This is a genomic window from Desulfobulbus sp. (genome assembly GCF_030824455.1).
Classification (GTDB): domain Bacteria; phylum Desulfobacterota; class Desulfobulbia; order Desulfobulbales; family Desulfobulbaceae; genus Desulfobulbus.
This window is the reverse complement of the sequence record NZ_JAVBXR010000108.1, coordinates 43,084-68,401: the sequence shown is the minus strand read 5'-3', so window position 1 is coordinate 68,401 and position 25,318 is coordinate 43,084. Positions and strand designations below refer to the sequence as shown.

The 25,318-nt window shown below is 53.8% G+C and carries 27 protein-coding genes and 1 tRNA gene; 16 read left to right on the top strand and 12 right to left on the bottom strand.

Going from position 1 to position 25,318, the window contains the following annotated elements:
• From RCH93_RS13620 to RCH93_RS13610, 3 genes are all read left to right on the top strand, one after another.
• Positions 1 to 283: hypothetical protein (locus RCH93_RS13620; protein ID WP_306548966.1), on the top strand; the 283-nt coding region annotated here is incomplete at its 5' end.
• Positions 284 to 636: 353 nt separating this feature from the next.
• Entirely contained in the window at positions 637 to 1,053 is a 417-nt protein-coding gene (locus RCH93_RS13615; protein WP_306548965.1) for a bacteriohemerythrin, read from the top strand.
• Between the two features lie 244 nt (positions 1,054 to 1,297).
• Positions 1,298 to 4,306 (top strand): PAS domain S-box protein, encoded by a 3,009-nt coding sequence (locus RCH93_RS13610; protein WP_306548964.1) that lies wholly within the window; start codon positions 1,298 to 1,300, stop codon positions 4,304 to 4,306.
• Between the two features lie 231 nt (positions 4,307 to 4,537).
• On the opposite strand, the gene RCH93_RS13605 is transcribed toward RCH93_RS13610, so the two are convergent.
• The 11 genes from RCH93_RS13605 to RCH93_RS13555 form a co-directional block, all read right to left on the bottom strand.
• On the bottom strand, positions 4,538 to 5,218 hold the full coding sequence (locus tag RCH93_RS13605) for a hypothetical protein (protein ID WP_306548963.1): 681 nt from the start codon (positions 5,216 to 5,218) through the stop codon (positions 4,538 to 4,540).
• 202 nt (positions 5,219 to 5,420) lie between these two features.
• Positions 5,421 to 5,497 (bottom strand) — tRNA-Arg (locus tag RCH93_RS13600).
• Positions 5,498 to 5,642: 145 nt separating this feature from the next.
• A complete protein-coding gene (locus RCH93_RS13595) occupies positions 5,643 to 5,996 on the bottom strand; it encodes a DUF309 domain-containing protein (RefSeq protein WP_306548962.1) in 354 nt (117 codons plus the stop codon).
• 66 nt (positions 5,997 to 6,062) lie between these two features.
• Entirely contained in the window at positions 6,063 to 6,353 is a 291-nt protein-coding gene (locus RCH93_RS13590) for a hypothetical protein (RefSeq protein WP_306548961.1), read from the bottom strand.
• 22 nt (positions 6,354 to 6,375) lie between these two features.
• Entirely contained in the window at positions 6,376 to 6,792 is a 417-nt protein-coding gene (locus RCH93_RS13585; RefSeq protein ID WP_306548960.1) for a hypothetical protein, read from the bottom strand.
• 1 nt (position 6,793) lies between these two features.
• Positions 6,794 to 7,258 (bottom strand): phage protease, encoded by a 465-nt coding sequence (locus tag RCH93_RS13580; RefSeq protein WP_306548959.1) that lies wholly within the window; start codon positions 7,256 to 7,258, stop codon positions 6,794 to 6,796.
• 125 nt (positions 7,259 to 7,383) lie between these two features.
• Complete coding sequence (locus RCH93_RS13575) at positions 7,384 to 9,456, bottom strand: IS630 family transposase (RefSeq protein ID WP_306548958.1); 2,073 nt, start codon at positions 9,454 to 9,456, stop codon at positions 7,384 to 7,386.
• A gap of 209 nt (positions 9,457 to 9,665) precedes the next feature.
• A complete protein-coding gene (locus tag RCH93_RS13570) occupies positions 9,666 to 10,685 on the bottom strand; it encodes a hypothetical protein (RefSeq protein WP_306548957.1) in 1,020 nt (339 codons plus the stop codon).
• Between the two features lie 55 nt (positions 10,686 to 10,740).
• On the bottom strand, positions 10,741 to 10,983 hold the full coding sequence (locus RCH93_RS13565; protein WP_306548956.1) for a hypothetical protein: 243 nt from the start codon (positions 10,981 to 10,983) through the stop codon (positions 10,741 to 10,743).
• A 1-nt stretch (position 10,984) separates the two neighbouring features.
• A complete protein-coding gene (locus RCH93_RS13560; RefSeq protein ID WP_306548955.1) occupies positions 10,985 to 11,263 on the bottom strand; it encodes a Mor transcription activator family protein in 279 nt (92 codons plus the stop codon).
• 722 nt (positions 11,264 to 11,985) lie between these two features.
• Positions 11,986 to 12,537, bottom strand: coding sequence for a helix-turn-helix domain-containing protein (locus RCH93_RS13555; RefSeq protein ID WP_306548954.1), 552 nt, complete (start codon positions 12,535 to 12,537; stop codon positions 11,986 to 11,988).
• Positions 12,538 to 12,813: 276 nt separating this feature from the next.
• Here RCH93_RS13555 and RCH93_RS13550 point away from each other — a divergent pair, with 276 nt between their 5' ends.
• From RCH93_RS13550 to RCH93_RS13490, 13 genes are all read left to right on the top strand, one after another.
• Positions 12,814 to 13,101: a helix-turn-helix domain-containing protein gene (locus RCH93_RS13550; protein ID WP_306548953.1), complete on the top strand. Its 288-nt coding sequence runs from the start codon at positions 12,814 to 12,816 to the stop codon at positions 13,099 to 13,101.
• A 98-nt stretch (positions 13,102 to 13,199) separates the two neighbouring features.
• Complete coding sequence (locus RCH93_RS13545; protein ID WP_306548952.1) at positions 13,200 to 13,745, top strand: hypothetical protein; 546 nt, start codon at positions 13,200 to 13,202, stop codon at positions 13,743 to 13,745.
• A gap of 8 nt (positions 13,746 to 13,753) precedes the next feature.
• Positions 13,754 to 14,050, top strand: a complete 297-nt coding sequence (locus RCH93_RS13540; protein WP_306548951.1) for a helix-turn-helix domain-containing protein — start codon at positions 13,754 to 13,756, stop codon at positions 14,048 to 14,050.
• 41 nt (positions 14,051 to 14,091) lie between these two features.
• Complete coding sequence (locus RCH93_RS13535; protein ID WP_306548950.1) at positions 14,092 to 14,370, top strand: hypothetical protein; 279 nt, start codon at positions 14,092 to 14,094, stop codon at positions 14,368 to 14,370.
• 20 nt (positions 14,371 to 14,390) lie between these two features.
• A complete protein-coding gene (locus RCH93_RS13530) occupies positions 14,391 to 14,591 on the top strand; it encodes a hypothetical protein (protein WP_306548949.1) in 201 nt (66 codons plus the stop codon).
• A 14-nt stretch (positions 14,592 to 14,605) separates the two neighbouring features.
• Positions 14,606 to 15,475, top strand: coding sequence for a DUF3102 domain-containing protein (locus tag RCH93_RS13525; RefSeq protein ID WP_306548948.1), 870 nt, complete (start codon positions 14,606 to 14,608; stop codon positions 15,473 to 15,475).
• 4 nt (positions 15,476 to 15,479) lie between these two features.
• On the top strand, positions 15,480 to 17,093 hold the full coding sequence (locus RCH93_RS13520; RefSeq protein ID WP_306548947.1) for a hypothetical protein: 1,614 nt from the start codon (positions 15,480 to 15,482) through the stop codon (positions 17,091 to 17,093).
• Complete coding sequence (locus tag RCH93_RS13515) at positions 17,086 to 18,012, top strand: AAA family ATPase (RefSeq protein ID WP_306548946.1); 927 nt, start codon at positions 17,086 to 17,088, stop codon at positions 18,010 to 18,012. Before RCH93_RS13520 ends, RCH93_RS13515 begins: the two co-directional genes overlap by 8 nt.
• A 10-nt stretch (positions 18,013 to 18,022) precedes the next feature.
• Positions 18,023 to 18,589 (top strand): phage protein GemA/Gp16 family protein, encoded by a 567-nt coding sequence (locus tag RCH93_RS13510; protein WP_306548945.1) that lies wholly within the window; start codon positions 18,023 to 18,025, stop codon positions 18,587 to 18,589.
• On the top strand, positions 18,586 to 19,008 hold the full coding sequence (locus tag RCH93_RS13505) for a hypothetical protein (RefSeq protein ID WP_306548944.1): 423 nt from the start codon (positions 18,586 to 18,588) through the stop codon (positions 19,006 to 19,008). The genes RCH93_RS13510 and RCH93_RS13505 overlap by 4 nt, the downstream gene beginning before the upstream one ends.
• 394 nt (positions 19,009 to 19,402) lie before the next feature.
• Complete coding sequence (locus RCH93_RS13500; protein WP_306548943.1) at positions 19,403 to 19,603, top strand: DUF1737 domain-containing protein; 201 nt, start codon at positions 19,403 to 19,405, stop codon at positions 19,601 to 19,603.
• Positions 19,604 to 19,625: 22 nt separating this feature from the next.
• Complete coding sequence (locus tag RCH93_RS13495) at positions 19,626 to 20,870, top strand: exonuclease SbcCD subunit D C-terminal domain-containing protein (RefSeq protein WP_306548942.1); 1,245 nt, start codon at positions 19,626 to 19,628, stop codon at positions 20,868 to 20,870.
• Positions 20,867 to 24,535 (top strand): AAA family ATPase, encoded by a 3,669-nt coding sequence (locus RCH93_RS13490; protein WP_306548941.1) that lies wholly within the window; start codon positions 20,867 to 20,869, stop codon positions 24,533 to 24,535. Before RCH93_RS13495 ends, RCH93_RS13490 begins: the two co-directional genes overlap by 4 nt.
• Here RCH93_RS13490 and RCH93_RS13485 read toward each other — a convergent pair.
• The gene (locus RCH93_RS13485) at positions 24,523 to 25,317 is read right to left on the bottom strand and encodes an energy-coupling factor ABC transporter ATP-binding protein (RefSeq protein WP_306548940.1); all 795 of its coding nucleotides are present in this window, start codon (positions 25,315 to 25,317) and stop codon (positions 24,523 to 24,525) included. The genes RCH93_RS13490 and RCH93_RS13485 overlap by 13 nt on opposite strands.
• Position 25,318 lies beyond the last annotated feature (1 nt).

Here is a 25,318-nt window from a genome sequence, read left to right as displayed (position 1 = left end):
TCAAAGGCGCCAGGGTGAGAAGAGATTTTCGCATTTCGAGAGGCTATATGCCTTTGACACTTCGTCTCTTCTCCTCACCCCAGCTTATCTAATTTTTCGACTCTTGCCTTTATATGACGGCCCCAAAGAACCTCCTGAAAAACGATTGTTTTTACCCCTTGGCCAACGTTCTAATTTTTTGTCGTCTCGACCGAAGGGAGAGATCTCGCGTTTATATGACAGACCTTCGTCGGCGATGTTTTGCGCTGTGCATCATGCTTCGCTTGATTTGGAAATGGAATGATTCCAGTCAAATCTCGAGCAAGAAGGAAAAGAGCCGGTCGCCGGTGCGGACCGAGCTGTTGATTGGCAACTGACAACCGTTGTCCGGTGAGGTCGCCGGGTGGATCGCGGCAGGGTCAATTTCAATTTCGATATTATTGTACCGGTAAAAATTTTAGCTGCCCCAAGTGAAAATATCTGGACACAATTAGGTAAATTTACCTATATTTTGACCTTCAAAACAGCCCAATGATTGTCCGTTCACTCGAGAGTCAACGGAACACATCTCCAGTTTGTATGCGGCAACAACCCTGACTCTTGCCTCATAAAAAATAAATCTGCTGGAAAAATTGTTTTAAAGCGAGCATGTAGAAAATGTACCTGGTCACCTGGAGCCCACATTATTCGATCGGAATAGATGAGATCGACGGCCATCATCGTCATCTCATCTATTTACTCAACAAGATTTATGACGTTTTTGTCAACGATACGCCCGGATGGGATTTGGCGGAAATCTTCACTGCCCTGACTGATTATACGCGGTACCATTTCTCAGCCGAGGAAGAACTGATGCGGGAATGCCAGTACCCTGACTTGGCGATGCACAAAATTCGGCATGATCAATTCGTCAAACGGTTAGAAGCGATGCGGGAGAGTTGTACCAGCGGCAAGCGCCAGCTCTCTTTTGAATTGTTGACCTTCTTGAACACTTGGCTGTTGTCGCACATCCTTGATGCTGACGCCGAATTTGGTAAATTTTCCGCTGCCGCAGGAAAGAGACTGCCCGCCTGACTTCGCGGCCGGTTTCCTGGTTTGTTGTTCTTGATCAAGGAAGTCGAGCTGAAGCACTCAATGAGCAAGCAGGTGCGAACCGAGCTGTTGATTGGGTATTAGGCTCATTGGAAGCGGAACCTGCCGGGAAAGAAGTACTCGACAAACTCAAGAGGCTCTGTAACTATATTTTGATGGGCTAAGTTGCCATAATGGCAAGGCCTTCAAGGACTGCGGCATATTTTTGTTTTGTTATGGAGTTCCGATGAGTGATCTTTCCAATACAGATTCCAATGAATTGGATTCTTTAAAACAACAACTCTCCGAATTGAGAGAAAGAGAGTTACAGCTTCGAACCACTTACAATAATCTGAAACAGTTGTTTGAACTTGCGCCCTTTGGTTATCAATCTCTCGATGAAGACGGACACCTCCTTGACGTCAACCAGACCTGGCTTCACACCCTGGGGCGGACGCGCGAAGACGTCATAGGCAGAAATTTCACCGAATTTCTTGATCCTGCTTGTCAGCCCTTTTTCTCTGAGGATTTTCCCCAATTCAAAAAACGCGGAGTCGTTCAATCCGCTGAGATTGAGATGCTCAGAAGGGATGGCTCACGAGTCGCCGTTTCTTTTGACGGCAAGGTAGGACGGGATTCATCAGGAAAATTTCTACAAACCCACTGTTTTTTCCGGGATATCACGGAACGCAAGAAATCAGAGGTCTATGGGGAACTGAGCCGTGAAATATTACAGATCCTCAGTGGCCTGGGGACCTTGCCAGAATCGATTCATCACATTATCGAAGTATTAAAGCAAGGAACCGGGTTTGACGCCGTCGGGATACGTCTGAAGGAAGGCGAGGATTTCCCTTTTTATGCCCAACGTGGTTTTTCTGACGCCTTTCTGCGAAAGGAAAACTCTTTGCTTGAATACACCGACGACGGCGCAATATGCCGCGACAAGAACGGAAAAGCCCGGTTGGCCTGCGATTGCGGGTTGGTTCTTTCCGGCAAGGTCGATCCCGCCCACCCGTTTTACACCCAAGGCGGCAGTTATTGGGTGAACGATTCCCGATCCCTTCTCGATATTGCGCCTGAAACAGATCCAAGGTTTCATCCGCGCAACCGGTGCGTGTACAACGGGTACGCGTCGTTTGCGTTGATTCCGATTCGGGTCAAAGAAGAGGTTGTTGGTCTCATCCACTTCAGCAATAAACAGCGAGGAAGTTTCTCGAAAAAATCGGTTGAACTTCTTGAAGGCATAGCCTCACACATCGGCGAGGCGTTATTGCGGAAACGGGCGGAAGCAGCCCTGCAGGAGGAACGAAAACGATTGACCGACATCATTGATTTTCTCCCGGACGCCACGTTTGCGGTCGACGGAAAGGGGCGGATCATTATCTGGAACAAAGCAATCGAAAAAATGACAGGGTTGTCGGCAACGGACATGCTGGGAAAAGGCGAATACGCATACACCGTGCCGTTTTACGGCGAGGCCCGCCCACAACTCATTGATCTGATTTTTGAAGACAACGACGATGTTGCTTTGCTCTATCCGCACATTTTAAGGGAAGAATCAACGCTGACAACGGAAGTGTTCTGCAAGGCGCTGTTCAACGGAAAGCAGGGCGCATGGGTTTTTGCAAAAGCTTCGCCGCTGCACGATCAATCGGGGAAAATTATCGGCGCCATTGAAAGTATTCGCGATATTACCGATAAAAAATTCACCGAGGAAAAACTCAGAAAAAATGTCGCCTGGTTCAAGGCGCTCTTCAACGCCACCTCCGACTCGGTGATCCTGGTCAGGCCGGACGGAACTATCCTCGACTTAAATGAAAACGCCGCTCGAAGGCGCACGCTTTGTGTAGGGGAGATGAGGGGGCAAAATATTTTTGACCTTCTGCCGGGCGAATCTGTAGAGATGCGCCGCAAAGCGATTGACCAGATTCTCTACGAGAGAAGACTGGTGCAATATGACGACCCCCGCGAGGAAAAGTTCTACCGTATTCGCCTGTTCCCTATACTCGACAATCAGGGCAAGGTTATTCAGGTGGCGAGTTTTTCGCGAGACATCACTGAAACCAAAAAGACGGAAGAGGAAAAAAAGAAGCTGCAGGCGCAATTGATTCAATCCCAAAAAATGGAAGCCATTGGCACGCTGGCTGGCGGCATAGCCCATGATTTCAACAACATCCTCGGAGCAATTCTTGGGTATGCTGAAATGGCGCGAGAGATGAGCTCCCATGATCCGATAGTGAGCAAATTTCTCGATAGAATCAATCAAGCAGGCAACAGGGCCAGTGACCTGGTGAAACAGATTCTTGCTTTCAGCCGACAGGTTGAGTCAAAACGCATCTCTTTGACCCCATCTCTTGTCATTCAAGAGGCCATCAAGCTCCTGCGCCCCTCCCTTCCCTCAACTATACTGATCAAGCAGAATATCGACTTCTCTGTGTGGCCCATTGTTGCCGATCCGACTCAGATGCATCAGATACTCATCAACCTGTGCACCAATGCTTTTCATGCCATGGAAAATACAGGAGGGGTTTTGGAGATCACGGTGCAGAACAAGGATTTGTCCGCACTGGAGGTGCAGCATATTTCAGCGACGCAACCCGGAAAGTTTGTGGAACTTTCTGTCAGCGACACCGGAAATGGAATCTCGCCTGAAATCCGGGACAGGATTTTTGATCCATTTTTCACCACCAAAGGGGTGGGCAAAGGAACCGGAATGGGATTGTCCATCGTCCACGGGATTGTCACGAGTTATGAAGGTTTCGTCACTTGTGAAAGTGAAGTCGGGAAGGGAACAGTTTTTCGGGCCTATTTTCCGGTTGCCGAATGTGTGGAGCCTCAGCTCTTTGAACAAATAGAAATCGCTCCTTCCGGCGTCGAGCACATTCTGTTCGTGGATGACGAAGAAATCCTGGTTGAGTTGGGGACGCTGATGCTGGAGCAACTGGGATATAAAGTGACAGGCCGGACCAACAGTTTAGATGCGTTGGCAACCTTTCAGAATCAACCAGACTTTTTTGATGCTGTGATTACGGACCACACAATGCCGGGATTAACGGGAAGTGACCTGGCCCTTCGAATATTGCAGATACGGCCTGATATTCCCATTATCCTCAGCACCGGCTACAGCAATTTGATTTCGGAAGAGAAGGCGGAATTGCTCGGCATAAAGGGTTTTGCGATGAAACCTCTGGCCAAGAAAGAAATCGCCTCACTCTTGAGAAAAATACTCGACGAGGCCAAAAGTTCCCGTTGGTAGGAACCGAAATGTTCAGCCGATAGAGAGCCATTGCTCTGTTCCAGGATCAATCGCTTCATTTTTCCACCTGCCAAGTGAGTTTGAGGGGACAGACTCATGTTGCAATTTTTTTACTGAAATTTCAAAATATTGATTTTAAATTTGCGGGAATTTTATTGATCTTTTTTCACCGAATCAGGAGCAATATAACGTTGCCTGAAAATGTCATACTATGCATTCCGTGCTCGCAACTCAGTAAACGGAACCGCCTGATAAACTGGACAACTCACGGCAGTATTCAACCGACTGCCGGGCTATCAGTGTACTATAGCTCTCGTGGTGGATCATTTCATGAACCTCGGCATAGGTTGGCCCATTACCCGGTTGATAGGTCTCAACCTCGTACCCCTGCTGCTTGAGCATTTGGGCAAAGTTGGCAGGGTTGTTGTTTGCTTTCTCCCATACCCCTTGAATCGAGGATTCCTGCAACATAGCCCAGCCATTGCGGCCGACCGTACCTACCACCTGATCACCTTTCTTAATTACTATGGACTGTTCCATCTGCCCCTGCTTTTCGAGTTGGTTTTGGAACTCGCTGATGCCGGGCATGGAGAACGAATTTTGCAAAGAGGATGCCGACCTACCGCTTAGCGCCTTCTGACTGGGCAAATCCAGTTCCTCATGGACGATGGGGGTATCCGGTTCAAACAATGTCGCTTTGACGGATACGTTGTTTCGGAAAAATATCGTGGTGGGAGTTGTAGCGTTACCGACCTGCATCGTTGCTCCTTGAGGTTGCTGATTCCTGGTTGGCCTGCGTTCACTGAACTTTACATGTTCAATAGTTCTTTTCGGACCATCTGCCGGCTTCTTAAATAAAAAATGAGTTAACCAGATGAGCAGGTTCCTTGAGAATTTGATTGTTCCTATCAATAATGACTCCGTTGATGCTCAGGGTTGTTCTCTGATAAAATCCGAATACCTTACCCTTGTGCGTGAGACACTACGCCGAAAAGGGGCGTGAAAAGCAAGGTAGAAAAACTCCTATTCGAACAAGGAATCTCGAGCACCGACCGGAGAAGTACCGGAAAACGCAAAAAAGGGGTTAGAGAAAAATCTCTAACCCCTTGATATTTGGTACGCCCGGAGGGATTCGAACCCCCGACACCCGGATTCGAAGTCCGGTGCTCTATCCAGCTGAGCTACGGGCGCAGCGTTGCGTGCGGTGTGCGGAACCTGAAAAGGCTGGTTCCTTTTCAATGATCGTCGCAGGGGCGGCCATCATCGGATCGCCACCTTACTCGGAAACACGCGGCGGCGTCAACCCTGCCGCAGCGCAGAACCGAGGAAAAATTGTTCAGGCAAGCAGGAGCGGCGACGGTTCTTCGAGGTTGCGCAGGGCGTTGAGCAGGCGATCAGGGTCAGTGTAGGCGGCCAGCCGCGCCCGATTGGCCGCCAGCGCCGGTAGGGCCTTGGCGGCCAGCTTGCCTACTCCGTCAGCAAATCCATATTCCCCTTTGATGTACACCCCGGCCGCTCGGATCATGGCCTGGAGCACGACCTTTTCCTCCCCGTGGGCGCGCAGCCAGGCGTGCTCCAGAATCTCGTGCACCTCGAAGTGCAGGCCCAGATCCCACAGCGCCAAGCCCTGCCACAGCACATCGGGCGGACCTGTCTCGACCAGCTCAAGAAACCGTGCATACCGCGCCAAGCGGTTGCCGATGTAGGCCGCCTGCTCAGGGCCGGGAGCGGCGGCCAGAAAACGGTCCGCTGTCGCTTAGTAGCGGCGCGGGATAATTGAAGCGCAAAAATCGGGATAATCGGAAAAATCGCGATCTTGACAGAGCCAAGATGAATCTTGAAAGTTTGAACGCGGGTTGTCAAATTTTAGGTTGGTTTTTGATGCCGGATAAGCCAATAGGGGTTCGGTGTAGACATGCCTCATGTTTCCTGCACCGAATTTTTGAATTGCGGGGAGTGATTGGAGGCCTGAAAAACATCCCCCCCTTTTGGTTATCTTCATTCTTGCTTTAAAAGTCTTTCCTTTCCTTTTTAGCATCGATTTCATCGTAGCCTCCAAAAATAAAAAATTACTCACTCCTGGCCGTTTTCAAATATTCCTCTTCCGTGACTCCCATCATGGAACAGATGGCCCGTTCAGTGGCATTCAGCGCCGAGGTGGCCACCGCCTGGTCATTCGTATGCCTGGCCGTTTTCAAATATTCCTCTTCCGTGACCCCCATCATGGTACAGACGGCCCGTTCAGTGGCGTTCAGTGCCCTGGTGGCCACCGCCTGGTCATTCGTATGCCTGGCCGTTTTCAAATATTCCTCTTCCGTGACTCCCATCATGGAACAGACGGCTCGTTCAGTGGCATTCAGTGCCGAGGTGGCCACCGCCTGGTCATTCGTATGCATGGCCGTTTTTAAATATTCCTCTTCCGTGACACCCATCATGGAACAGACGGCTCGTTCAGTGGCATTCAGTGCCCTGGTGCTGATCGCCAAGTCACTGCCATACGCTTTGGTTAAGCCCCGGGAGGTGCAAATTTGGCATGTTGGTGAGACCTACGGAGGTCAGATCGAGGATATCCCCATTGGTTCGTCCATATCGAATAACAGGGCTCAAATATCGATATTGTTTGGTGGCGACAATCTGCCGGCCAGCCTCATTCCATTCAATCCTTCCCCATATTGCCCCAGCAATTTCTTTCAGTTCTCTAACCCAACCCACTGCCGGCGCGGCCTCTCCCTTGGGAGCCTTCAATTCAGTAGAGTGTTCGATGTCAACCGGCAAGTCCAAGCAACGGGCAATAAAGGCCTGAATAATGCCAAGTGGGTCGCTATTCATCCAGCGTCGGCCATCGCGCCCGATAACCGCTCCGGAGGGGATTAGCTCAACCCACTCCGGTACTTGATTCTCGATAGGATTGATTTCAGTCGGCCTGAGCGTTGCCGCTGTTGAATTCCACACGTGGATCTCCTTTGGTCTATTGTAAATTCGATATTGCCGAGAGACAGGTGATTGTTCTCCGGCCATTAGACGTGAGCGACTAGGACAGCAAGCTTAGAAGAAAAGAAGTTTGCCATAAACAACGGTCACATCTTCCTGTAAAGCCCGCCGGGCAGTTTCTCGAGATCGAACGATTCCCGATCCCAAATTTTACTGCCTGCTCGTTTAGGGTTGTTCTTGTAGAACAGGTTTCTTTCTTCGAAGTGGCGAGAAATGGCCGCTTCCATTTCCTTTTTGGAGCCATAGTTGCTGTTATGAATGACGGCTCGTTTCATGCCGCTGAATACGGCTTCAACCACGTTTAAAAATTGGGACCTTGAGGGTAAGGGAACGATTTCAACAAGCGGCCCTGACCCTTTTTCTTTTGTCGATCTGTTGTGACTGTCTTTCCACGAAAGGAGGTCTTTGCTCCCATGGGAGGATATTGAATCCCAAGTCACAAAAATCCGTGGAGCCGTTGGATAGAGGTCACACAGTTGAGCAAGCATGAAGATGATGTTATTTGTGCCTTTGCTGCGAATATAAGACCAGACCACCTGGTTTGTCCGAGCCTCAAGGGCTGCAATGAGCTGAATGCTTCCTTTCGATTTTTGATGTTCGGGAACCTCCGGATTCTGGCCTTTTTCCACCAACGAAACCCCGCCGTATTGCTTCACTTGATATGGTCCGGCTTCATCGATAAAAAAGAACAGTTCCCCCTCTTGCAAGTCGTGCAGCGTATCTAGGACTTTGCTGATTTTCTCTTTGTATTTGGGATCAGGACTTGTCCAAACCTTCCTTGCTCGCCTCCAGGTATATCCTGTACGTTTGACGATGGTCTGGATTATACTCGGGGAACATTCTTCTCCGTATGTCTGAGCATAGGCCTTGGAGATAGTCCCGTAAGTCCATGATGTCCTGTTGATGCCATAGGTTTCAGGCTGGTTGTGAATGATGTCGATTACCCTGGTTTTTCGACGTTCCCTCTGCTCTTCCCGTTCTGGGCAGTCCACCGTTACTTCAATAGACGCTACTCGTTTGGCGTTGAATTCTCTCAACCACCGATAAATATTGCCTTTGGACGCATTCGTGGCGATGCCGATGTCAAGCAAAGTCGCATTCTGGTCGATCATCAAAATACCTTTCGCTTTTGCGCTGTCCTTTTTATGCGTGCCGAATTTGTATCGATTGAGTTGGGCAATCTCCTCTTCTGTGAGTGGAGACTGCAGTCGGAGCGGAGTGTGACGAGTCAACAAGGGAATAATATGTTTGACGGCTTGCGAAAAAGAGGTCCTGATGTCCTTGTCAATCTCGGGTCGCTGGGCAATTATTTCTTGTAGGCGGTTCAGGCTGACGAAAGGTTTCTCGAGATCGATTTTCAGGGTGACATAAAATACGTCTTTGGTTTTACTCGTTGGATTGATCGGAATGAATGAGCCATTGACCCTGTATACTTTCTCAACAAGGGAGTCCTTTTTCAGTGCTCTGAGAAGCTGGTGGTAGGACGGCCGCTTCATTCCCACCGGAAGAATCGACTTCAATTTTTCTTGTGCTTTTGGGATGGAAATTTCTGGCGAAACATTGATTATTTCTTGGAAATAGGGCCGCCACACCTGATTTTTCTTCTTTTTGACAGCCCGTGGAATCAAGCCCAAGATGCCGTGTTTTTTTACAGTCCGCTGCCACCCCAATATCATTGACCTGGACAGATTCCTTTCTCCGCCACGCCTGGCATTCGCCCGATAGACAAATTGTTTGAGTGGCGTCGGCAAAAGATTTTGTTCAATCATGGCCAACATCGCTTTTATGGCGTTGTTGGTTCCATTTTTGGCTTTGAGCTGTTCGAATTCCCGCAACAATGCGATTCTGGCTTCGAACACATCCCATTGCCAATCTTTCAGCATAAGCGTCTGATCAGGATATTTCTCTTTGTCTTTCCTGGTCAGCTTTGCCGGGGGAGCAGGTTGCAGTTCAAGCCGATGATCAATTTGCAGGGCTTCATGTTTCAGCACAGCCAACCTGACCATGATCGGTAACCGCTCTACAGGGAATTTTCGTTTGTTCCCTGAGCTGTTGGAATATCTTTCGGCAATCCATTTTTCACGTATTGCTTTCCTTCCGGCCGCTATCCAACTCATATTGAGCGCTTGCGCTATCTCCGATATTGTTACCGTCGCCATGTTCCCTCCTGATCTACAAGGTTCGGTTCGATATGGTCGGGATATTCAGGTTGAATGGATGTGGCACCTTGAATTGTATCAGCCTCAGGGGTTGCTCAAAAGGCTGATTGTTCACCGACGCACCACGAGCCGGAGCGCCGGAGGAAGTGGCGATCTCCATTCTTTCGTCGGTGAACAATCAGCAAGGCCGGTTGCTGCCGCTTTTCCCTTTACAGGGAAGCTGTAACTCCCACGGGGATATTGATTCCAAGACGACCAATCCGTTCGATTTCGGCATCAATCTTTTCCTGAACGTCGCTCCCGTCGAACTGAAAAAGCACGCCGTTTTTGTCCGAGATTTCATGCGCCATGCAAGTGTCCAAGAGGAAGGAAGGGATTTTAAACTGGCGGGTATATGTGCCAAATACATTCTTGGTCATCCCGCACTTCTCGAGAATTGCGGCAAGCGCAATCACTTTGGAATATGCCGCCGCAAGGTTGCCGGCGTCTTTGACATAATTGCCGCCTGCCTTTTCCAACTCCTGATCAAGAAACATGGTCAAGCCGTCGAGGTAGTTCCGTTGGGCAAGGGCAAGCTCTTGCTCTGCTTGCTTAATCTTCCGGTTGAGGCCCGCAATTTTCTGAGATGATGTAATCAGGGCATTGACATGGTTATCTTGCAACTCTTCTTCTTTTGATATTTCCTGGGAAAGATCCGCTAGACGTTCTTCATCGCTGGATTCTCCGCAAGCAATGGCGGCAAGTAAATCTTCTTTTTCTTTGTTCAATTGTACCAGCGGATGGTTATTCCCCTGGCCATCTTCGGCCCCGCACCCTTCTTCCTCGGCAACCAGTACCTTCAGATTTTCAATCTTCTGCGACAAATCCGTGACGGTGGCCTGCATGGGCAAGAGGTCAGCGGCCGAAATCTGCTGACAAAGGGCGTCAAACTGCGCCTGAAGGTCTTCCAGTCGTGCATCAATCTGCGCTTTTTCGTCTTTAGCGGCCTTCACTTTGGAATCGGCACTTTCGACCGTTGCCTTGGCTCTGTTGTATTCAGCAGGTATATGCCCTGGCCACGCTTCCTTATTGGTTCCATACCGGGACATTATGTTTTCCATGCGTGAATGTGCATCCCATCTTTCCCGCTGAATTCCATCAAGGTATGGAAGATGATGCAATTTTGATTTTGTTTGCTGGATCTCTTTAAGCAAGGCTCTTCTTTTTTCAATCATTTGCTGCGTCTGCATAACTGCTCCTTTTGTTGAAAATATTTCGAGTCACCGTATTCCTGCCGAAGGTCGATCAAGAATCCGGTTGATTTGTGTCAGGATGACACGACACATCCTTTTCCTGTTCCGCGCTTTTTCGCATCGCTCGGTCGATAAACGCGACGTAAAGTTTGCAACCCCGAAACTCACGGGAAAGCGCTATTGCGCTTTCAACCCCAATCACTTCAGCAATTATTTCCAAATCGCCGGGAAGTTCTTCCGGTTTGGGCATATATTCCGGCGGGATTGGCGCCATCGTTTTGCTCGCAGTCGTCATATCACTCACTCAGTATTTTTTGGATCATGCTTTGAGACAGGCCAAATTGCCGGGCAAGATCAACAGCAGTCACACCTCCACGGTCGTATTCATCACGAATGCGGCGATTTCTAATTTTTCTTTCGAGAGAATCAATCCCGCAAATATAGAACCATCTCCCCCCGAGAATTTTCGACAGCGCGACGGTTTTCTCTACGCCTATGACTTCCGCGATCTTCTTCAGCGATCCCGTAAGGTGTTCCATATCGGGAAGCCGATCAGATGCCCTCTCGCCCTTCATAGTTTTAGCCTCAACGCTATTGCTTTAATTTCCAGCTTTATGAATTCACCCGAACGCATTCGAACAAATAAACACGGCTTTTTCAATTGCAAACGAGACCGCTATGCTGATTTTTTTTAATAAAATCCATAATGTAGGATTTGAAAATCGATGCGCCGGGTTCTTCTGGCAGCAGGGGAAGGAGAGCGTTTTTGCGGATTGTGGGGTGTCAGTTGGAGGCCAAAACAGAAACCGGTTGTCGATTTTTTTAGGGCAACGCAGGCAATTCCGTTTTTCGAACGAAAACAGGTCACCCCCATTAGAAATAGTAGAGAGACCAACCTGTTTCATGGGCGGGCGGGCAGGATGTCTGCCGCTCTACAGATAGGAGAGCAGAGAGCCAGAGGATGGGAAGCGTAAAAACGCCCTCTGGTGAATTTTTAATGCAGCGCGGCCCAAGGTATGGGCCGCACATGTCCTGTCAAATACAGAGAATTTTAAACAAGGTTCTAACGCTATTGGCTTGGAAGCTTTGGGGCGGCGGCGACGGGGGGCGTTCAAAAACGAATTAGTTTGTTTTTAATCCAAGGGGCGAGGGAAACCGGAAACCGGTTTCCGTTTTGATGGGGGCGGCTAGGTAAAACGAAACTTGTTTCGTTTTGGGCCAAGGATAGTGGCAGTGGAAAAGCGAATCAGTTCATCTTTAAGGTAATGGAACCTGATGAGGTTGCCAGGGGGGGCAGCTATACCAGCTTAAAAGTTTCGTCCTTTTTTTTTAACCACTCCAGAACAACCGAACAAATCAAAGCGCCTGAAGCGAGGTTTTCTTTTTGGCACAGGCTGTATGCTATTGTAGAGGCTTCAGCGTAATCCTCCTGCTTGAGCGCATCAGGATATTTTTCTCTAAATTCAATTATTTTGCCAAAAACATGCTCTAGAAGTTCGAAATCTTCATCATACAATTCCTTTGGACTTCTCTGTAGAAGCTGCCTCCTGCGCTCAAGTCTTTTTTCCGATTGGCAATCACACTGATCGTGATCGATTGGTTCAAGTAAAGCCATCTTCCTGATCTCCAAATCATCGACCACTAGTTGAGCGCCATTTCCAGTTAACAACCAAGAAGGATTAATCTCAGGATAATTGGAAAGGATTTTACATATATCTGGTTGGGTAGGATATTTTTCACCTCTTTCCCACCTTCCAATTGTATTGAAATGGAATCCAACTTTTTCGGCAAACTCCTTTTGAGGAATGTTACCCCTCACCAATTTCAACCTTTCCCCAAAATCATTCATACCTTCGCCTACTTTTTATAGCTGCCGGGTTAACAAGCATGAGACCCGATTAGGTTTTCACCTTTGTGATTTCAGATAACAAAAGGGCCGTTTATCGCAGCTAGGCACCCATTCAGCATTGTCGCCGAGACCATTCAAACAAAAAAAGAACCATATCGGGTTTTATTTTCCCTTGACTACGAACCCAATTGTGTTATTTCTAAGTGAATCATAAAACCAGGACAGGTTTCAAGGTCGACGAAAATCAGTCCTAAATCAAGAGGTAGGAGGACATACATGCCAATGCAAACACCTTCACCAGGTGACTGGCACCCCTGGGACATCAAAGCTGCCTTGGGCAAGAAAGGCTACAGCATGACCCGTGTTGGGTTGGAAAACGGCTACCATAAGGTTTCCCCGTTCGACGCCCTCCGCAAATCCTGGCCAGCCATGGAACGAATCATCGCCAATATTATCGGTGTTGAACCGTGGGTGATCTGGCCCTCCCGGTACGATGAGTTTCACCAACCGCTGAGAAAGCGGCAGCGTTCATCTTCCCGCAATATTCGTCACCCTCAGAGCTGATGATGGTTAGGAAAATATCCATCAACAAGGCTTTTGTAGAGAAAGTAGCATATCGGGTGCGAGTCGTCACCGTCTAAATACGAACAAGGAATAGACGCATGACACCACGTTCAAACAAGTCAAAAAAAGCTGCAGAAGCCGGGCAATTGAACATCTTTGATGCTCTTGCCACCTACACAGCAGCTAAGGAAGAGATTGCCGAACAGTGCAGCTCATCGCAACCGCAAGTTACCCGCGAATCGGCCAGCGAGGCCGAGGACTGCATTGAAATCGCGGCAGCCATCAAACGGAGCATTCGCGAATCCGGTCTGAGTCGTGAGCAGGTCTGCGACGCCATGAACACCTACTGGGGCCGTACTGAAGATGGGCACAAGAACGGCCAGTGCCAGCGGCCGCTCTCGTATGAGATGTTCAATCACTACCTCTCTAAGCCGGTGGAGTACCCGGTCAAGGCCTATTTCCTCTTTGCCATCCACCGTATCACCCAATCCCTGGAGCCGGCGCGGGCTATTGTGGCAGCCGAGGGGGCCGAGGTGACCACAAAAGAGGATCTCGCCATGCTGGCCCTGGGAAAATTGGAGAAGAACATATCGGAAATGCAGCAGCTCAAGCGAGAGCTGAAGAAAAAAGGCATCAAAAAATAGGAATTGCCATGCCGGAAGAGAAATACATCAATCGGGGAACGTGCGAATGCCTCTCTCTCTTTTTTTCCCTTTGTGATCCTATTTTCAGGGGATTAACCGCAAAAGAGATTGAAACCGAATCAGGATTCAAGGCGGACAAGGTCTACCGCTATCTCAAAACTCTGGAGCACAAGAACATGGTCCGGAAGGTGGGCGAACGGTGGGAGTGCTCTCCCGGCATTGTCAGGATAGCAGACGGCTACAGACGCAATGTTGCACAAAAACGAGCAGAAATAGAAGCCCAAGAGCGTGAATATCTTGGCTGATTGATTCATTCAACCAAAACGAGACCCGGGGGAAAGGAAAAATGGAGACCGCAGCGCCAAGAACAAGCCTTGTTGCTCAAGTAAAGGATCAGCGCCCTATAAATGTCAATGATGTCGTCGAAGACATCGAAATGATGAAAGGGGTAATCGCGTTTCTGATCGATGTTGGCTGCACAGGGGCTTTCAGCCGTGACAATGGGTTGGGTATCTCGCCAGAGGGTGAAATCGGGCTGACCTTTATCCTGCGCAGCGTTTTCGATGAACTGGGTAAAATATCGAGTTGTTGCGAGGCCAATTTGCAGCCGAAGGCATCAAACTGAACATTGAAGAGGAAAAGCAAATGGCTGAACGGAACAAGGTGATAATGGCCGTAGATATTATAGGGAGCCAGCGGGAGATTGTGGCATTTCTTCGCGATGTGACGGGTTCCCCTTCTATTAAAGAAGATGTGACAATAGATGGGTTCGAAGGATTGTCGCGGATTCTCGAACAGGTAAACGAAGGCCTTATGCAAGCATCAAATCTGCTTCAAGCTCAATGATAGAGGTGAGATTCATGACGGAAGAAACAGGACATGCAAAAGCGGTTACCGATGACGCTGAAGTGCAGATCGGCGAAGGGCATCGGAAGCTTCGAAACGACCTCCAGGTGATCGACCAGCACAATGCCGATGAAGCGATCAGGGAGACAGCCCTGAAGATGGTGGAAAAGTATCTCGGTGGCCAGGAATACGATATTCAACGACTTACGGCAGAAATTCAAGTGCAAGTTGGGTTTATCACCACGGCCTATATTGAGATTGGTCGCAAGCTCCTAATCATCAAGGAAGTCGAAGGACATGGGAATTTCACAAAATGGCTGGAGGCAAATTTTCCATTATCCGCCCAACAGGCCAGAAAATTCATGAAGGTTGCCCTGAGACTGGAGAGTGATCCGAAGCTCCAGGCCTTGGCCAAGGGCGGCATCACCAAAGCGCTTTGTCTGCTCGATCTGCCAGAAGATGATCTTGAGGAGTTCAAGGAGGAGGGCACCATCTACGGCACGCCGTTGGAAGATTGGCAGCTCAAGAGCGCCAAGGAATTGGCGGCCGATCTCGCAAAGGAGAAGAAGAACCGGGACAAAATCATTGCCGAGGAAACCAAAGGATTGAAGGCTGAGAATGCCGCCCTGGTGAAACAATGCAAAGACCTGCAAAAATTCGCTCCGGTCGATGACGCCACCCCAGAATGGGCGTTAAGCCAAGTTACAGAACTCACCAAAGCGACTTTGGTTGTGGTCTCCTTGGCTCAACAGTTCTTGAATGATGAAAGACTCAACTGCGATATGGTCACACGGAACAAAATCGACGGCAATATCAATTTGGCCCGAAATACGCTCGACAAATTTTACCGGGAATGGATTGACGCCTTTAACCCGGAGATATGAGAGCATGGCATTCACCCCTGAGATAGAACTGCAGATCAAGGCGGAATTGCAGCGGGCGCCGAGAGGGACCAAAACGGCTATTATCACCAGGTGGGCGTCGGTGCTGGAGTGCTCTGTTAAGAAAATTTGGGCACTTCAGCAAACGGACAGGGTGCGGGGAAAGAGCGGCAATTCCTCTTTGGAGGATATCACCAGGATCGTCTACCAGGTTAAATTCAGGGTGCCCGACAGCACCACGCCACTCTCAACAGATCAGGCCTATGCCGTGGCCCGCAAAAACAACCTGCTGCCGGAGGACGCGCCACTATTTACTGTTGGCAGTCTCAACCGGTGCGCACGGGAACTCCAGCTCAACAAGACCCGCCGCCGGCTACAGCGTTTCCAGGCTGAACGGCCGAACCAGCTGCACCATGTCGACGCCTCAACCTCACAATTCCTCCATGTGGTCAAAGCCCTTCCGGATGGCGACTACCTGTTGAAACTGCATGAAGGATCGTCCCAGAATTACAAGAACAAACCTCTTCCAATCAAGATGAAGCTCTGGATATACGGAGTTGTCGATGACTACTCCGGCTGTTTGGCGGCGCGGTATATGGCGGCTACCGGTGAAACAGCAGCTGAAAATCTGGAATTCCTGGTATGGGCCTGGAGTAAAACGGAAGATAAAACGTTCCACGGCCTGCCGGAGAGCATCAAAGGCGACAAGGGGCCGATGATGCGGGGCAAGATGGCCGAAGATTTTTTTGCACGCCTGGATGTAGCCATAGACCCCAGCGAGCCCGGAGCCAAGGATGCCCACGGTAAGATAGAACGACCTTGGCGTACTCTTTGGCAGCGCTTCGAGAAACAGTTCTTGGTGGTTGATGACCGGAAAAAATTTGAAATCACTCTCAGCGAACTCAACAGACAGTTTTTGATTTTTCTGGACACAGAATACAACCGCAGGGACCACCGCTATGAAAAAAGGGTGACCCGTGAACAGATGTGGAAAAGGATAGGCCTTTCCCAGTTCGGCGGCGTTCGACCGTTGCCAGCCGGTGCCATTGCAACGATCAACACACGGGAAAAGAGAAAGGTTGAACGTGACGGCACATTTAGGCTCGATACAGAACTCTTTGAAGTCAAGGGCCTGCACGACGCTTGGGTGTGGGTAATCAAAGGCGCACACACCGATGACATCATCGTCCAGGATGTAAAAACCGGGCAGAAATATGAGGTTATCCCGTTCAAGCCCAACCCTGTCGGCACCTTTACAGCCCACCCCCATACTGAACACCAGAAGAACGTCAAGGCTGGCCAAGATTTGCAGATCACGGCAACCCTGTTCCAGGAAAAAAATGTGGATGAGAAGATCATCAACTTTCCTGTCAAGGCGCAGGAAGAACGGCCGTTTGACCGAGTATTCATCACCAGGACGGATACCTTTGGCTCCCTGGAAGAGGCCATGGGCTGCTTCATGGAGAGAACGGGGGAATATCCCAAGAAAGGAGACGAGGATTGGACATGGCTTGAGCAGCAATTCACGGAACACGGGCTGAGTCGAGCATTTGTTGAAGAACTTACGGGGAAGATCCTTGATAAAAGGGAGCAAGAAAAAAGGAGGTATGCACATGGTTAAGGTTTCAAAGCTGGAGCTTTTGGCCGAATTTGGTTTCTCGAATGATCCCTTCAAACAGGTCGGCATCAAGAGCCAGGATCATGTCAAAATAGGGAAAGTCGTGAGCATGGCCGTCAAGAGCCGATCAATGGTGGCCGTGATCGGCGAGCGGGGAATTGGCAAAAGCAATGCAGTCCGGTCCGCGCTGGACAAACTGAAGAATGTCCGGCGGGCTGCGGCGCTGGCAAACGACATCCACAAGTTGCTCATCGGCGATATCGAGCAGGCGCTGATCCTTGATCTGAGCAATGAGAAGCCGAAGCGAGGCAGGGAGATCCGCGCTCGGCAGCTTCGGCGCATACTTGGAGAAGCCTCAACCGGAACGGATGTTGTCCTGATCATTGAAGAGGCGCACCACCTGCACGGCATGACGCTTCGTTCCTTGAAGAGAATCAGGGAAATGGACTGGATGGGAAAATCAGAGTTGTTCTCTGTCATTCTGGTTGGTCAGTCAGATCCGATGAACAAACCGGGCGTTTCTGAAGTCAAGCTCCGTGCTGATGCTGTGCAGATGAAGGGGTTATCACCCGATGAGGTTGAGTACTTTGTCACAAGGGCGATGAAATCCAGTGTGGCCGCTGATGCCGTGAAGGTGATAGCGGGCCTTCCCGGGAGCCATAATTTCGAAGATCTCAAGAATATGCTATTCTGCCTGATGGAACAGGCTTTGCTTTCCGGACGGCGGCAGGTGCTGCTTGATGATGTTGAGGCGCTGTTTCCCTCTGAGCACGAGAAGCAGGGAAAGCAGCACGGCAAGGCAAGGGCGGCCGTCGCGACAAAGACGCCCCTACAACAGGAACAGACGGCGAAGGCCGGGAAAACGTCTTTGCGCGATTTGCTGAGCCAAGAGGAAGAGCTGCAGCGGGCGGCCGCAGGTTGAGAGCGCCGTTATGATCACCAACACCGAGATCAAGAGAATAAAGACCTTGCAGCGGGTTTGCGGTCTGGATGACGACACGTACCGCGATATTCTGCGGAACCGGGCCGGTGTCAACAGTTGCAAGGATCTCCGCAGCCCGCGCCAGATTCAAGCCGTTATCGGCCATCTGTGCAACCTTGCCGACAAGGCTGAAAAGAAGGTCCGGAAGAGCGTTGCTGCTTGGAGGTGGGAAGATCTTCCAGAAGGCGCCCAACTCCTGGCCAGGGCCGGCAAGGTGGCGGCAAGGAAAGGCCGCCCCAGCATGGGCCAGCTTGAGTTCATTTTCGGGCTCTGGTGGTCTCTCCGGGATGAATGGTCGAAAGGAGCCGACAAGCAGATGGAAGCCACCTTGAATCATTTCCTGGAGAATGGTCGGGGCGGCCCAGAGGTGAAAGTGGCCTCTTGGCAATGGATGACCGCTGATATGGCGCATCACTTGATCGAGGTTTTGAAAGGACGGGTTGCCAGCCGGAAGCGTAATGGTGGCAACAAGAAAAATGAACCGCGCGCTACAGGCGCAGCAGGGGGAATAGCATGACCAAAGATACCTCATCCAACCAGGACAAGGCCTGGAATCCAGATCAGATCGTCCAGCAGGCTGAGGCCATCGTACAAGGCCTGATAGGGTTACATAAGAACGATGCCGTAGCAATTCTTTCGGCAGGAATTTATATCATCGCTTCAGGGCATAATCCACCGGAAGACGTTATTGATCATTCATGCCTCGGGTTCAATTCGAATTTGATTCGTCGACGGCGAGGAGGCATAAGTACAATCAACAAGGACCAAGAGATAAAAGCCTACATCCTCGGGATTGACCGGTACCTATCGCTTAAAGAGTGGCACGAAGAGCTTGTAAAAAAATTCGGCAAAAACCGGGCACCATCAAAGAGCGCTATTGGAAGATTTTTACAGGGAATGAAAAGACAATCCGTCTCTCAAGATTCTTCCCTGTGAGGTAAGCAAGTGGTCTGAGTCTCACCGTTCAAGTTTTTTCACCAAAAAAACCATTTTGACACAGTCAAGATGGTTTTTGATTTTCGCCAAATTCATCTACCTTTCCATTCCCATTCGATCCCGTTTGCCCCCGTTTTATCCCGATTCCACCCGTTTCATTATCCTGTTTCTCTACTCTTGGGCGGGGGCGAGTCGACGCTCGCGCAAACAGACCAGCAGGGATTCGGACAGCTGGTTGCGGATGTCCCGGCTCAGTCGGTCGCGGAACGGATCAAAAGGGCGATGAATCATTTGTCGATCTCCGGTCCGATCTAGTATAGTGCGCGCGCGTCCACGCCCCGCACCGGGGAGCGGCGCGCCTTCCTTCACATCATTCATTTCATAAGGCGAGAACATGCAACTGTACAGCTGTATTACCGGACCCGACGACGAAACCTTCTGCAAGCGCGTTTCCGACAAGCTCAACCGCGGCTGGCAGCTCCACGGCGGCCCCACCCTGACCTATGACGGCAAGACGGTGATCGCCGGCCAGGCCCTGGTCAAAGAGGTGGAAGGCGAGGTCTTCACCATGGACGTCAAGATCAGCGCTTATTAACCGCATTGAACTGCATTTGCCCATGCCCATGCGTTTGATCCACACCTCGGACTGGCACCTGGGCCATCGGTTCCACGGTCGACGGCGCCACGAAGAGCAGGGCCGGTTTCTCGACTGGCTGGCCGGGCTGATTGAGGCGCAGGGGATTGACGCGCTGCTGGTGGCGGGCGACGTCTTTGACACCACCGCGCCGGGCAGCCGCGCCCAGTCGCTCTATTACCGGTTCCTCCATCGACTGGCCGGGTCGGCCTGCCGCCATGTGGTGGTGATTGGCGGCAACCACGACTCGCCCGCCCTGCTGGAGGCCCCGCGCGAACTGCTGCGCCAGCTCGACATCCATGTGGTGGGCATGGCCGGCGATCAGCCCGACAAGGAGATCCTGCTGCTGCGGGACCGCCATGGAACGCCTGAGCTTGTGGTCTGCGCCGTGCCTTTTCTCCGCGACCGGGACATCCGCCTTGCTGCGGCCGGCGAAACCCTGGAGGAAAAAGGGCGGCAGCTGCGCGAGGGCGTCCGGGCCCATTACCAGCAGGTCTGCGCCGAGGCCGACCTGCTGCGCCGGGAGATCGATCCCGACCTGCCGCTGATCGCCCTGGGGCATCTGTTTGTCGCCGGCGGGCAAACCAGGGACGGCGACGGCGTGCGCGAGCTGAGCATCGGCGGCCTGGACCGGATCGAAGGGGCCAGCTTCCCGGACTGCATCGATTATCTGGCCCTGGGCCATCTGCACATCGGCCAGTTGGTCGCCGGCTCCACAACCCGGCGCTACAGCGGCGCGCCGCTGCCGATGAGCTTTGCCGAGGCCGGTCAGGGCAAGGCGGTGCTTCTCCTCGTTGCCGAGGGTCGGGACATTGCGGCCGAGCCCGTCGTTGTACCCGCCTTTCAGGCGCTGGCCACCCTGCGCGGCGATCTGGACCAGCTGCTGGCCGGCCTTGCGCAACTCAAGGCCGAGGGCTCCACCGCCTGGATTGAACTCCATTACGACGGCGAGGCGGTTGTTGCCAATCTGCGGGAACAGATGCTGGCGGCGGTTGAAGGCTCGGAGCTGGTGGTGCTGCGCATCCGCAACAACCGCATCTACGATTATGCGCTGCAGCAGGGCCAGGAGGCGGAATCGCTTGATGATCTCACCGTCGACCAAGTCTTTGAACGCCGTCTGGAGGGCGAGCAGATCGAAGAGGGCCAGCGGCGCCTGCTGCGCGGCGCCTTTTGTGAGATCACCGAGGCTTTAGCCCAACAAGACAACGAGGCGGAGGGCGGGGTATGAGAATTCTTGCCGTCCGGCTGCGCAACCTCAATTCGCTGGCCGGTTCCTGGGCCATCGACTTCACCGCGCCCGAGTACGCGGCTTCGGGTATCTTCGCGATCACCGGCCCTACCGGCGCCGGCAAATCCACCATCCTCGACGCCATCTGTCTGGCCCTGTTTGCGCGCACGCCGCGCCTGGGTCACATCAGCAAGGGCAGCAACGAGATTATGTCCCGCCGGGCCGGCGACTGCTTTGCCGAGGTGGAATTCGAAACCCGCCAGGGGCGCTACCGCTGCCACTGGGGTCAGCACCGCGCCCGCCGCAGTCCAGAGGGCGATCTGCAACCGCCCCGGCACGAGATGGTCGACGCCGCGAGCGGCAAGGTGCTGGAGAGCCGAAGCCGAGAGGTCGGCCGGCTGGTGGAGCAGACGACCGGCATGGATTACGACCGGTTCACCCGCTCGATCCTCCTGGCCCAGGGCGACTTCGCCGCCTTTCTCGAAGCCGACGCCGATCAGCGCGCCCCGATCCTGGAGCAGATCACCGGCTCGTCGGTGTACTCGCGCATCTCCGTGGCGGTGCATGAGCGCACCAGCGAGGAACGGCGCAAGGTCGGCCTGCTGCAGGAGGCGATGGGCAATGTCGCGCTGCTCGACGAGGAGCAGGAACAGGCGCTTGTGACCGCGATCAATGAAGGCGCCGCGGCGGCGACCGGCCTGCAAGAGCAGTTGGCCCGGATCGGCCAGTCCTTGCACCGGCTTGCCGCCATCAAGGCGCTCAAGACGCAGCTGGCGACCATTGACGGGCAGCTGCTCGATCTGGAGCAGCGCCGCCAGTTGGCCGGGCCTGATCTGGCCAGACTGGACCTGGGCCAGCGCGCCCAGACGCTGTTTGCCGAGTACGCCCGGCTGACCCAGGTGCAGGAGCGGATGAGCGCTTTGCGCGTCCGGGGCGAAGAGTTGCGCGCAGCGAGCGACCGGATGCAGCAGGAGCACCGCCAGGTGGCCGAGGAGCATGTCCGAGCCTGCGAACAGGTGCAGGAGGCGGCGGCGCTTCAGGGCCGGGAGCATGAAACAATCAAAATCGTGCGGGCGCTGGATCTTCATATTCACGAGAAGAAAAAGATCATTGCCCAGGTGAGCGCTAGTCAGCGGCAAACCGGGCAGGAACGCGAACAGGCGCTGCTTCGCCGACGGGAGCAGGCGCAGGCCGCTGCCGAGACCGCCGGCCGCCTGCATCTGGTCGACGCCTTTTTGCGCGACCATGCCGCCGACGGGCTGCTGGTGGAGCATTTGGCCGGTTTTCGTCAGCAACTCCAGCAGCTCGGGACACGGGAAAACGAGCTGGTTCGGTTGACGCAGAGCCACGCGCACCAGCAGGTCGCCCGCAAAGAGGCGGCTTCGACTGTCGCTCGCCTCAGTCAGGCCGAGGCGCAGGCGGCCCAGGCGGCGGCGGAGTTGCAACAACGGCGGCAGGAAGCGCAGGCGCACATCCAGAACCTTCTGGAGGGCCAGCCCGCTTCGTTCTGGCGGGGCCGGATCGAGCAGGGAGAACAACGGCTGCGGCGGCTGGAACAGGCCGGCGAACTCCTGACCCGGGGCAAGGCCCTGGAAGAGGAGCTGGCCGGGTTGGCCGGCGGGCTTGCCGTCTTGCAGGAGACCACGCGGCAACACACCAGCGCCTTGCAGGTTTTGGAGGACAAACGGCAACTCCAGCAGCAACTGGCGGCGCAGTGCGAGCGCAACCATCTCCTGGCGTTGCGCATCCGCAGCTACGAGGAGGAGCGCGCCCGGCTGGCCGAGGGCGATCCCTGCCCCCTGTGCGGCGCGATTGAACACCCCTGGGCTGTTGAGCGGCCTATCGCCGCAGGCACGGACGAGCCCCTTGCCCAGGCCCAGGCCGAGCTGGCACGGACCCAGTTGCTGATTGCCGAGCAGCGCGAATCGCTGGTTGGCCTCAACAAGGACAGCGAACACGCCCGGCGCAGCATCGAAGCCGGACGGCTGCGACTCGGGGAGGTTGCCGAACAGCTGACCGCAATGCGCGAGCTGTTGGGAGACGCCGCTGGTGCGGATTCGCCGGCCGAGTTGCTGGAGGCCAGACACAAGCAAGGAGGGGAGACGGCGGCCCTGCGGCAACGCATCCAGGCCGTCGAAGCGGCGGAAGGCAGCCTGCAGGCCGTGGCCGCCGCGCTGGAGCAGGCCGCAGCCCGCCACGCTGATGTGCTTCGGCAGGCGGAGGCGGCCCGTCACGCCGGCGAGGCGATTGAACACGAGATGGGCCGACTGGCGGGGCAGGCCGAGGAGGAACGCGGGCTGATCGCCGCCGGTCGCGCCGAACTGCTGGCCCAGTTGCAACCGCTTGGGATTGGTGATTGCCCGTCGCAGCAGGCCGGGCAATTGTTGAATCAGTTGGAAGCCCGGCAGCAGGTCTGGAAGGCCCAACAGCAGCAGCGAGAGGAATTACTGCGGCTCCAGGTCCAGTTGCAGGCGGAACAGGACAAGGCCGACCTGCTGCTGGCCGCCATCGACACGACCCTGGCCCGCCAGGCCACCGAGCTTGAGGAGGCGCGCCGGGAAGAGGGCCGCTTGCGGGGAGAGCGGTTTGAGCTCTACGGCGACCGGGACCCCAATCTCGAAGAACAGAAGCTCAAAACCCTGGTGCAGCAAGCGGAAAAGCGGGAGCTGGCCGTCCGCACCCGCCTCGCCGTTATCGACAAAACCCTGCACGCCCAGAGCGAACAGCTGCGGGTCGGGGCCGAGGAAACCGCAATTCTGCTGCCGCAAAGCCGGGACCTGGAGGCGGCATTGCTCGGTCGTCTGCCTGCGGCCGGATTTGACAACCTGGGCGCTTTTTGCACGGCCCTGTTGCCCCCTGAGACTATGGCGGAACTGGATGCAATCAAGCAGGGGCTGGAACAGGAACAGGCGGTGCTCATCGCCCGCAGGGCGGAAGCCCAGGCGGCGCTGGCCCGGGAAGAGGAGCAGCGTCAGGGCGAGCAGGAGCAGCCGGAATTGCTGATTGAGCAGGCGGCGCGCGCCCAGGAATTGGAAACCCTGCAGCAGCGGATCGGCGCCGACCGGGAACGACTGGCGGTCAACCGTCGCCACGCGATCCAGTTTGAAACCCAGCGGTTGGCCCTGGCCGCCCAGGAGAAGGAGCTGGAGCGGTGGGAACTGCTGCACCTGCTGATCGGCTCGGCCGACGGCAAGAAATTCCGGGTGTTTGCCCAAGGGCTGACCTTTGAGGTGATGATCAGCCATGCCAACCGCCAGTTGCGCAAGATGAGCGACCGCTACATCCTGCTCCGCGATCCCAAGGAGCCTCTGGCCCTGCTGGTGATCGACAACTACCAGGCCGGCGAGATCCGCTCGACCCGCAATCTCTCCGGCGGCGAGAGCTTTCTGGTCAGTCTGGCCCTCGCGTTGGGGCTGTCGGCCATGGCCAGCCACAATGTCCGGGTCGATTCCCTGTTCCTTGACGAGGGGTTTGGCGCCCTCGACGAAGAGGCCCTGGACGTCGCCCTCCAGACCCTGGCCGAACTGCAGCAGGACGGCAAGCTGATCGGGGTCATTTCCCACGTGCCGATGCTCAAGGACCGCATCGACCTCCGCATCCAGGTGCTGCCGGGACCCGGCGGCTGCAGCCGGCTGGTCGGGCCGGGCTGCGCTCAGTGCTCGTGAACTGAGCCGGCGTCCTCCGTCTTCCGCGCCATACTCCCACTGCAGACCGGACAGGCCTGCATCCGCAACGGTTTTTCCAGATGGCTTTCTTCAAGCAGCCGGTCGTTGGTGAAAATATCACGGGTGGGTCCGTCGGCCATGATCTGGCCTTCCCGGATGACGATGGTGCGCGGGCAGAGATCGAGCACCAGGTCGAGGTCATGGGTGGCGATGATCTTGGTGTGGTGAAAACCGGCCAGGAGTTCGATCAGGGTTCTGCGGGCGCGCGGGTCCAGGTTGGCGGAGGGCTCGTCCATGACCAGGATGTCGGGCGACATCGCCAGCACCGCGGCAATGGAGACCGCCCGTTTTTCGCCGCCGGACAACTTATAGGGCGGCCGGTCGCGGAGATGTTCCACCCCGACCCGAGCAAGGGAGGCGAGCACCCGCTGCTCCACCTCTTCGGGCGGAAGGCCAAGGTTGAGCGGACCAAAGGCGACGTCCTCAAACACCGTTGGCATGAATAATTGGTCGTCCGGGTCCTGGAAAATCATCCCAACCGTGCGGCGGATGTCCCTGAGGGTTGCCTTAGTGAGGGGAAAATCGCCGATGCGCACTGTGCCGCGCTGGGGCGTGAGCGCGCCGTTGAGATGGAGCAACAGGGTCGATTTGCCGGCCCCGTTGGCCCCGACCACGGCCACCGACTCGCCGTGGTGGATGCGAAAGGAGATGCCGCGCACCGCGGCGGCGCCGTCGGGATAGGTGTAGCTCAGATCCTGGACTTCAACGATGTGATGACTCATG

Coding starts and splice junctions, on each gene's coding strand:
- RCH93_RS13615 (WP_306548965.1), top strand. CDS start 637: ATGTACCTGGTCACCTGGAGCCCACATTATTCGATCGGAATAGATGAG.
- RCH93_RS13610 (WP_306548964.1), top strand. CDS start 1,298: ATGAGTGATCTTTCCAATACAGATTCCAATGAATTGGATTCTTTAAAA.
- RCH93_RS13590 (WP_306548961.1), bottom strand. CDS start 6,353: ATGAAATCGATGCTAAAAAGGAAAGGAAAGACTTTTAAAGCAAGAATG.
- RCH93_RS13575 (WP_306548958.1), bottom strand. CDS start 9,456: ATGGCGACGGTAACAATATCGGAGATAGCGCAAGCGCTCAATATGAGT.
- RCH93_RS13570 (WP_306548957.1), bottom strand. CDS start 10,685: ATGCAGACGCAGCAAATGATTGAAAAAAGAAGAGCCTTGCTTAAAGAG.
- RCH93_RS13565 (WP_306548956.1), bottom strand. CDS start 10,983: ATGACGACTGCGAGCAAAACGATGGCGCCAATCCCGCCGGAATATATG.
- RCH93_RS13560 (WP_306548955.1), bottom strand. CDS start 11,263: ATGAAGGGCGAGAGGGCATCTGATCGGCTTCCCGATATGGAACACCTT.
- RCH93_RS13555 (WP_306548954.1), bottom strand. CDS start 12,537: ATGAATGATTTTGGGGAAAGGTTGAAATTGGTGAGGGGTAACATTCCT.
- RCH93_RS13550 (WP_306548953.1), top strand. CDS start 12,814: ATGCCAATGCAAACACCTTCACCAGGTGACTGGCACCCCTGGGACATC.
- RCH93_RS13545 (WP_306548952.1), top strand. CDS start 13,200: ATGACACCACGTTCAAACAAGTCAAAAAAAGCTGCAGAAGCCGGGCAA.
- RCH93_RS13540 (WP_306548951.1), top strand. CDS start 13,754: ATGCCGGAAGAGAAATACATCAATCGGGGAACGTGCGAATGCCTCTCT.
- RCH93_RS13535 (WP_306548950.1), top strand. CDS start 14,092: ATGGAGACCGCAGCGCCAAGAACAAGCCTTGTTGCTCAAGTAAAGGAT.
- RCH93_RS13530 (WP_306548949.1), top strand. CDS start 14,391: ATGGCTGAACGGAACAAGGTGATAATGGCCGTAGATATTATAGGGAGC.
- RCH93_RS13525 (WP_306548948.1), top strand. CDS start 14,606: ATGACGGAAGAAACAGGACATGCAAAAGCGGTTACCGATGACGCTGAA.
- RCH93_RS13520 (WP_306548947.1), top strand. CDS start 15,480: ATGGCATTCACCCCTGAGATAGAACTGCAGATCAAGGCGGAATTGCAG.
- RCH93_RS13515 (WP_306548946.1), top strand. CDS start 17,086: ATGGTTAAGGTTTCAAAGCTGGAGCTTTTGGCCGAATTTGGTTTCTCG.
- RCH93_RS13510 (WP_306548945.1), top strand. CDS start 18,023: ATGATCACCAACACCGAGATCAAGAGAATAAAGACCTTGCAGCGGGTT.
- RCH93_RS13505 (WP_306548944.1), top strand. CDS start 18,586: ATGACCAAAGATACCTCATCCAACCAGGACAAGGCCTGGAATCCAGAT.
- RCH93_RS13500 (WP_306548943.1), top strand. CDS start 19,403: ATGCAACTGTACAGCTGTATTACCGGACCCGACGACGAAACCTTCTGC.
- RCH93_RS13495 (WP_306548942.1), top strand. CDS start 19,626: ATGCCCATGCGTTTGATCCACACCTCGGACTGGCACCTGGGCCATCGG.
- RCH93_RS13490 (WP_306548941.1), top strand. CDS start 20,867: ATGAGAATTCTTGCCGTCCGGCTGCGCAACCTCAATTCGCTGGCCGGT.
- RCH93_RS13485 (WP_306548940.1), bottom strand. CDS start 25,317: ATGAGTCATCACATCGTTGAAGTCCAGGATCTGAGCTACACCTATCCC.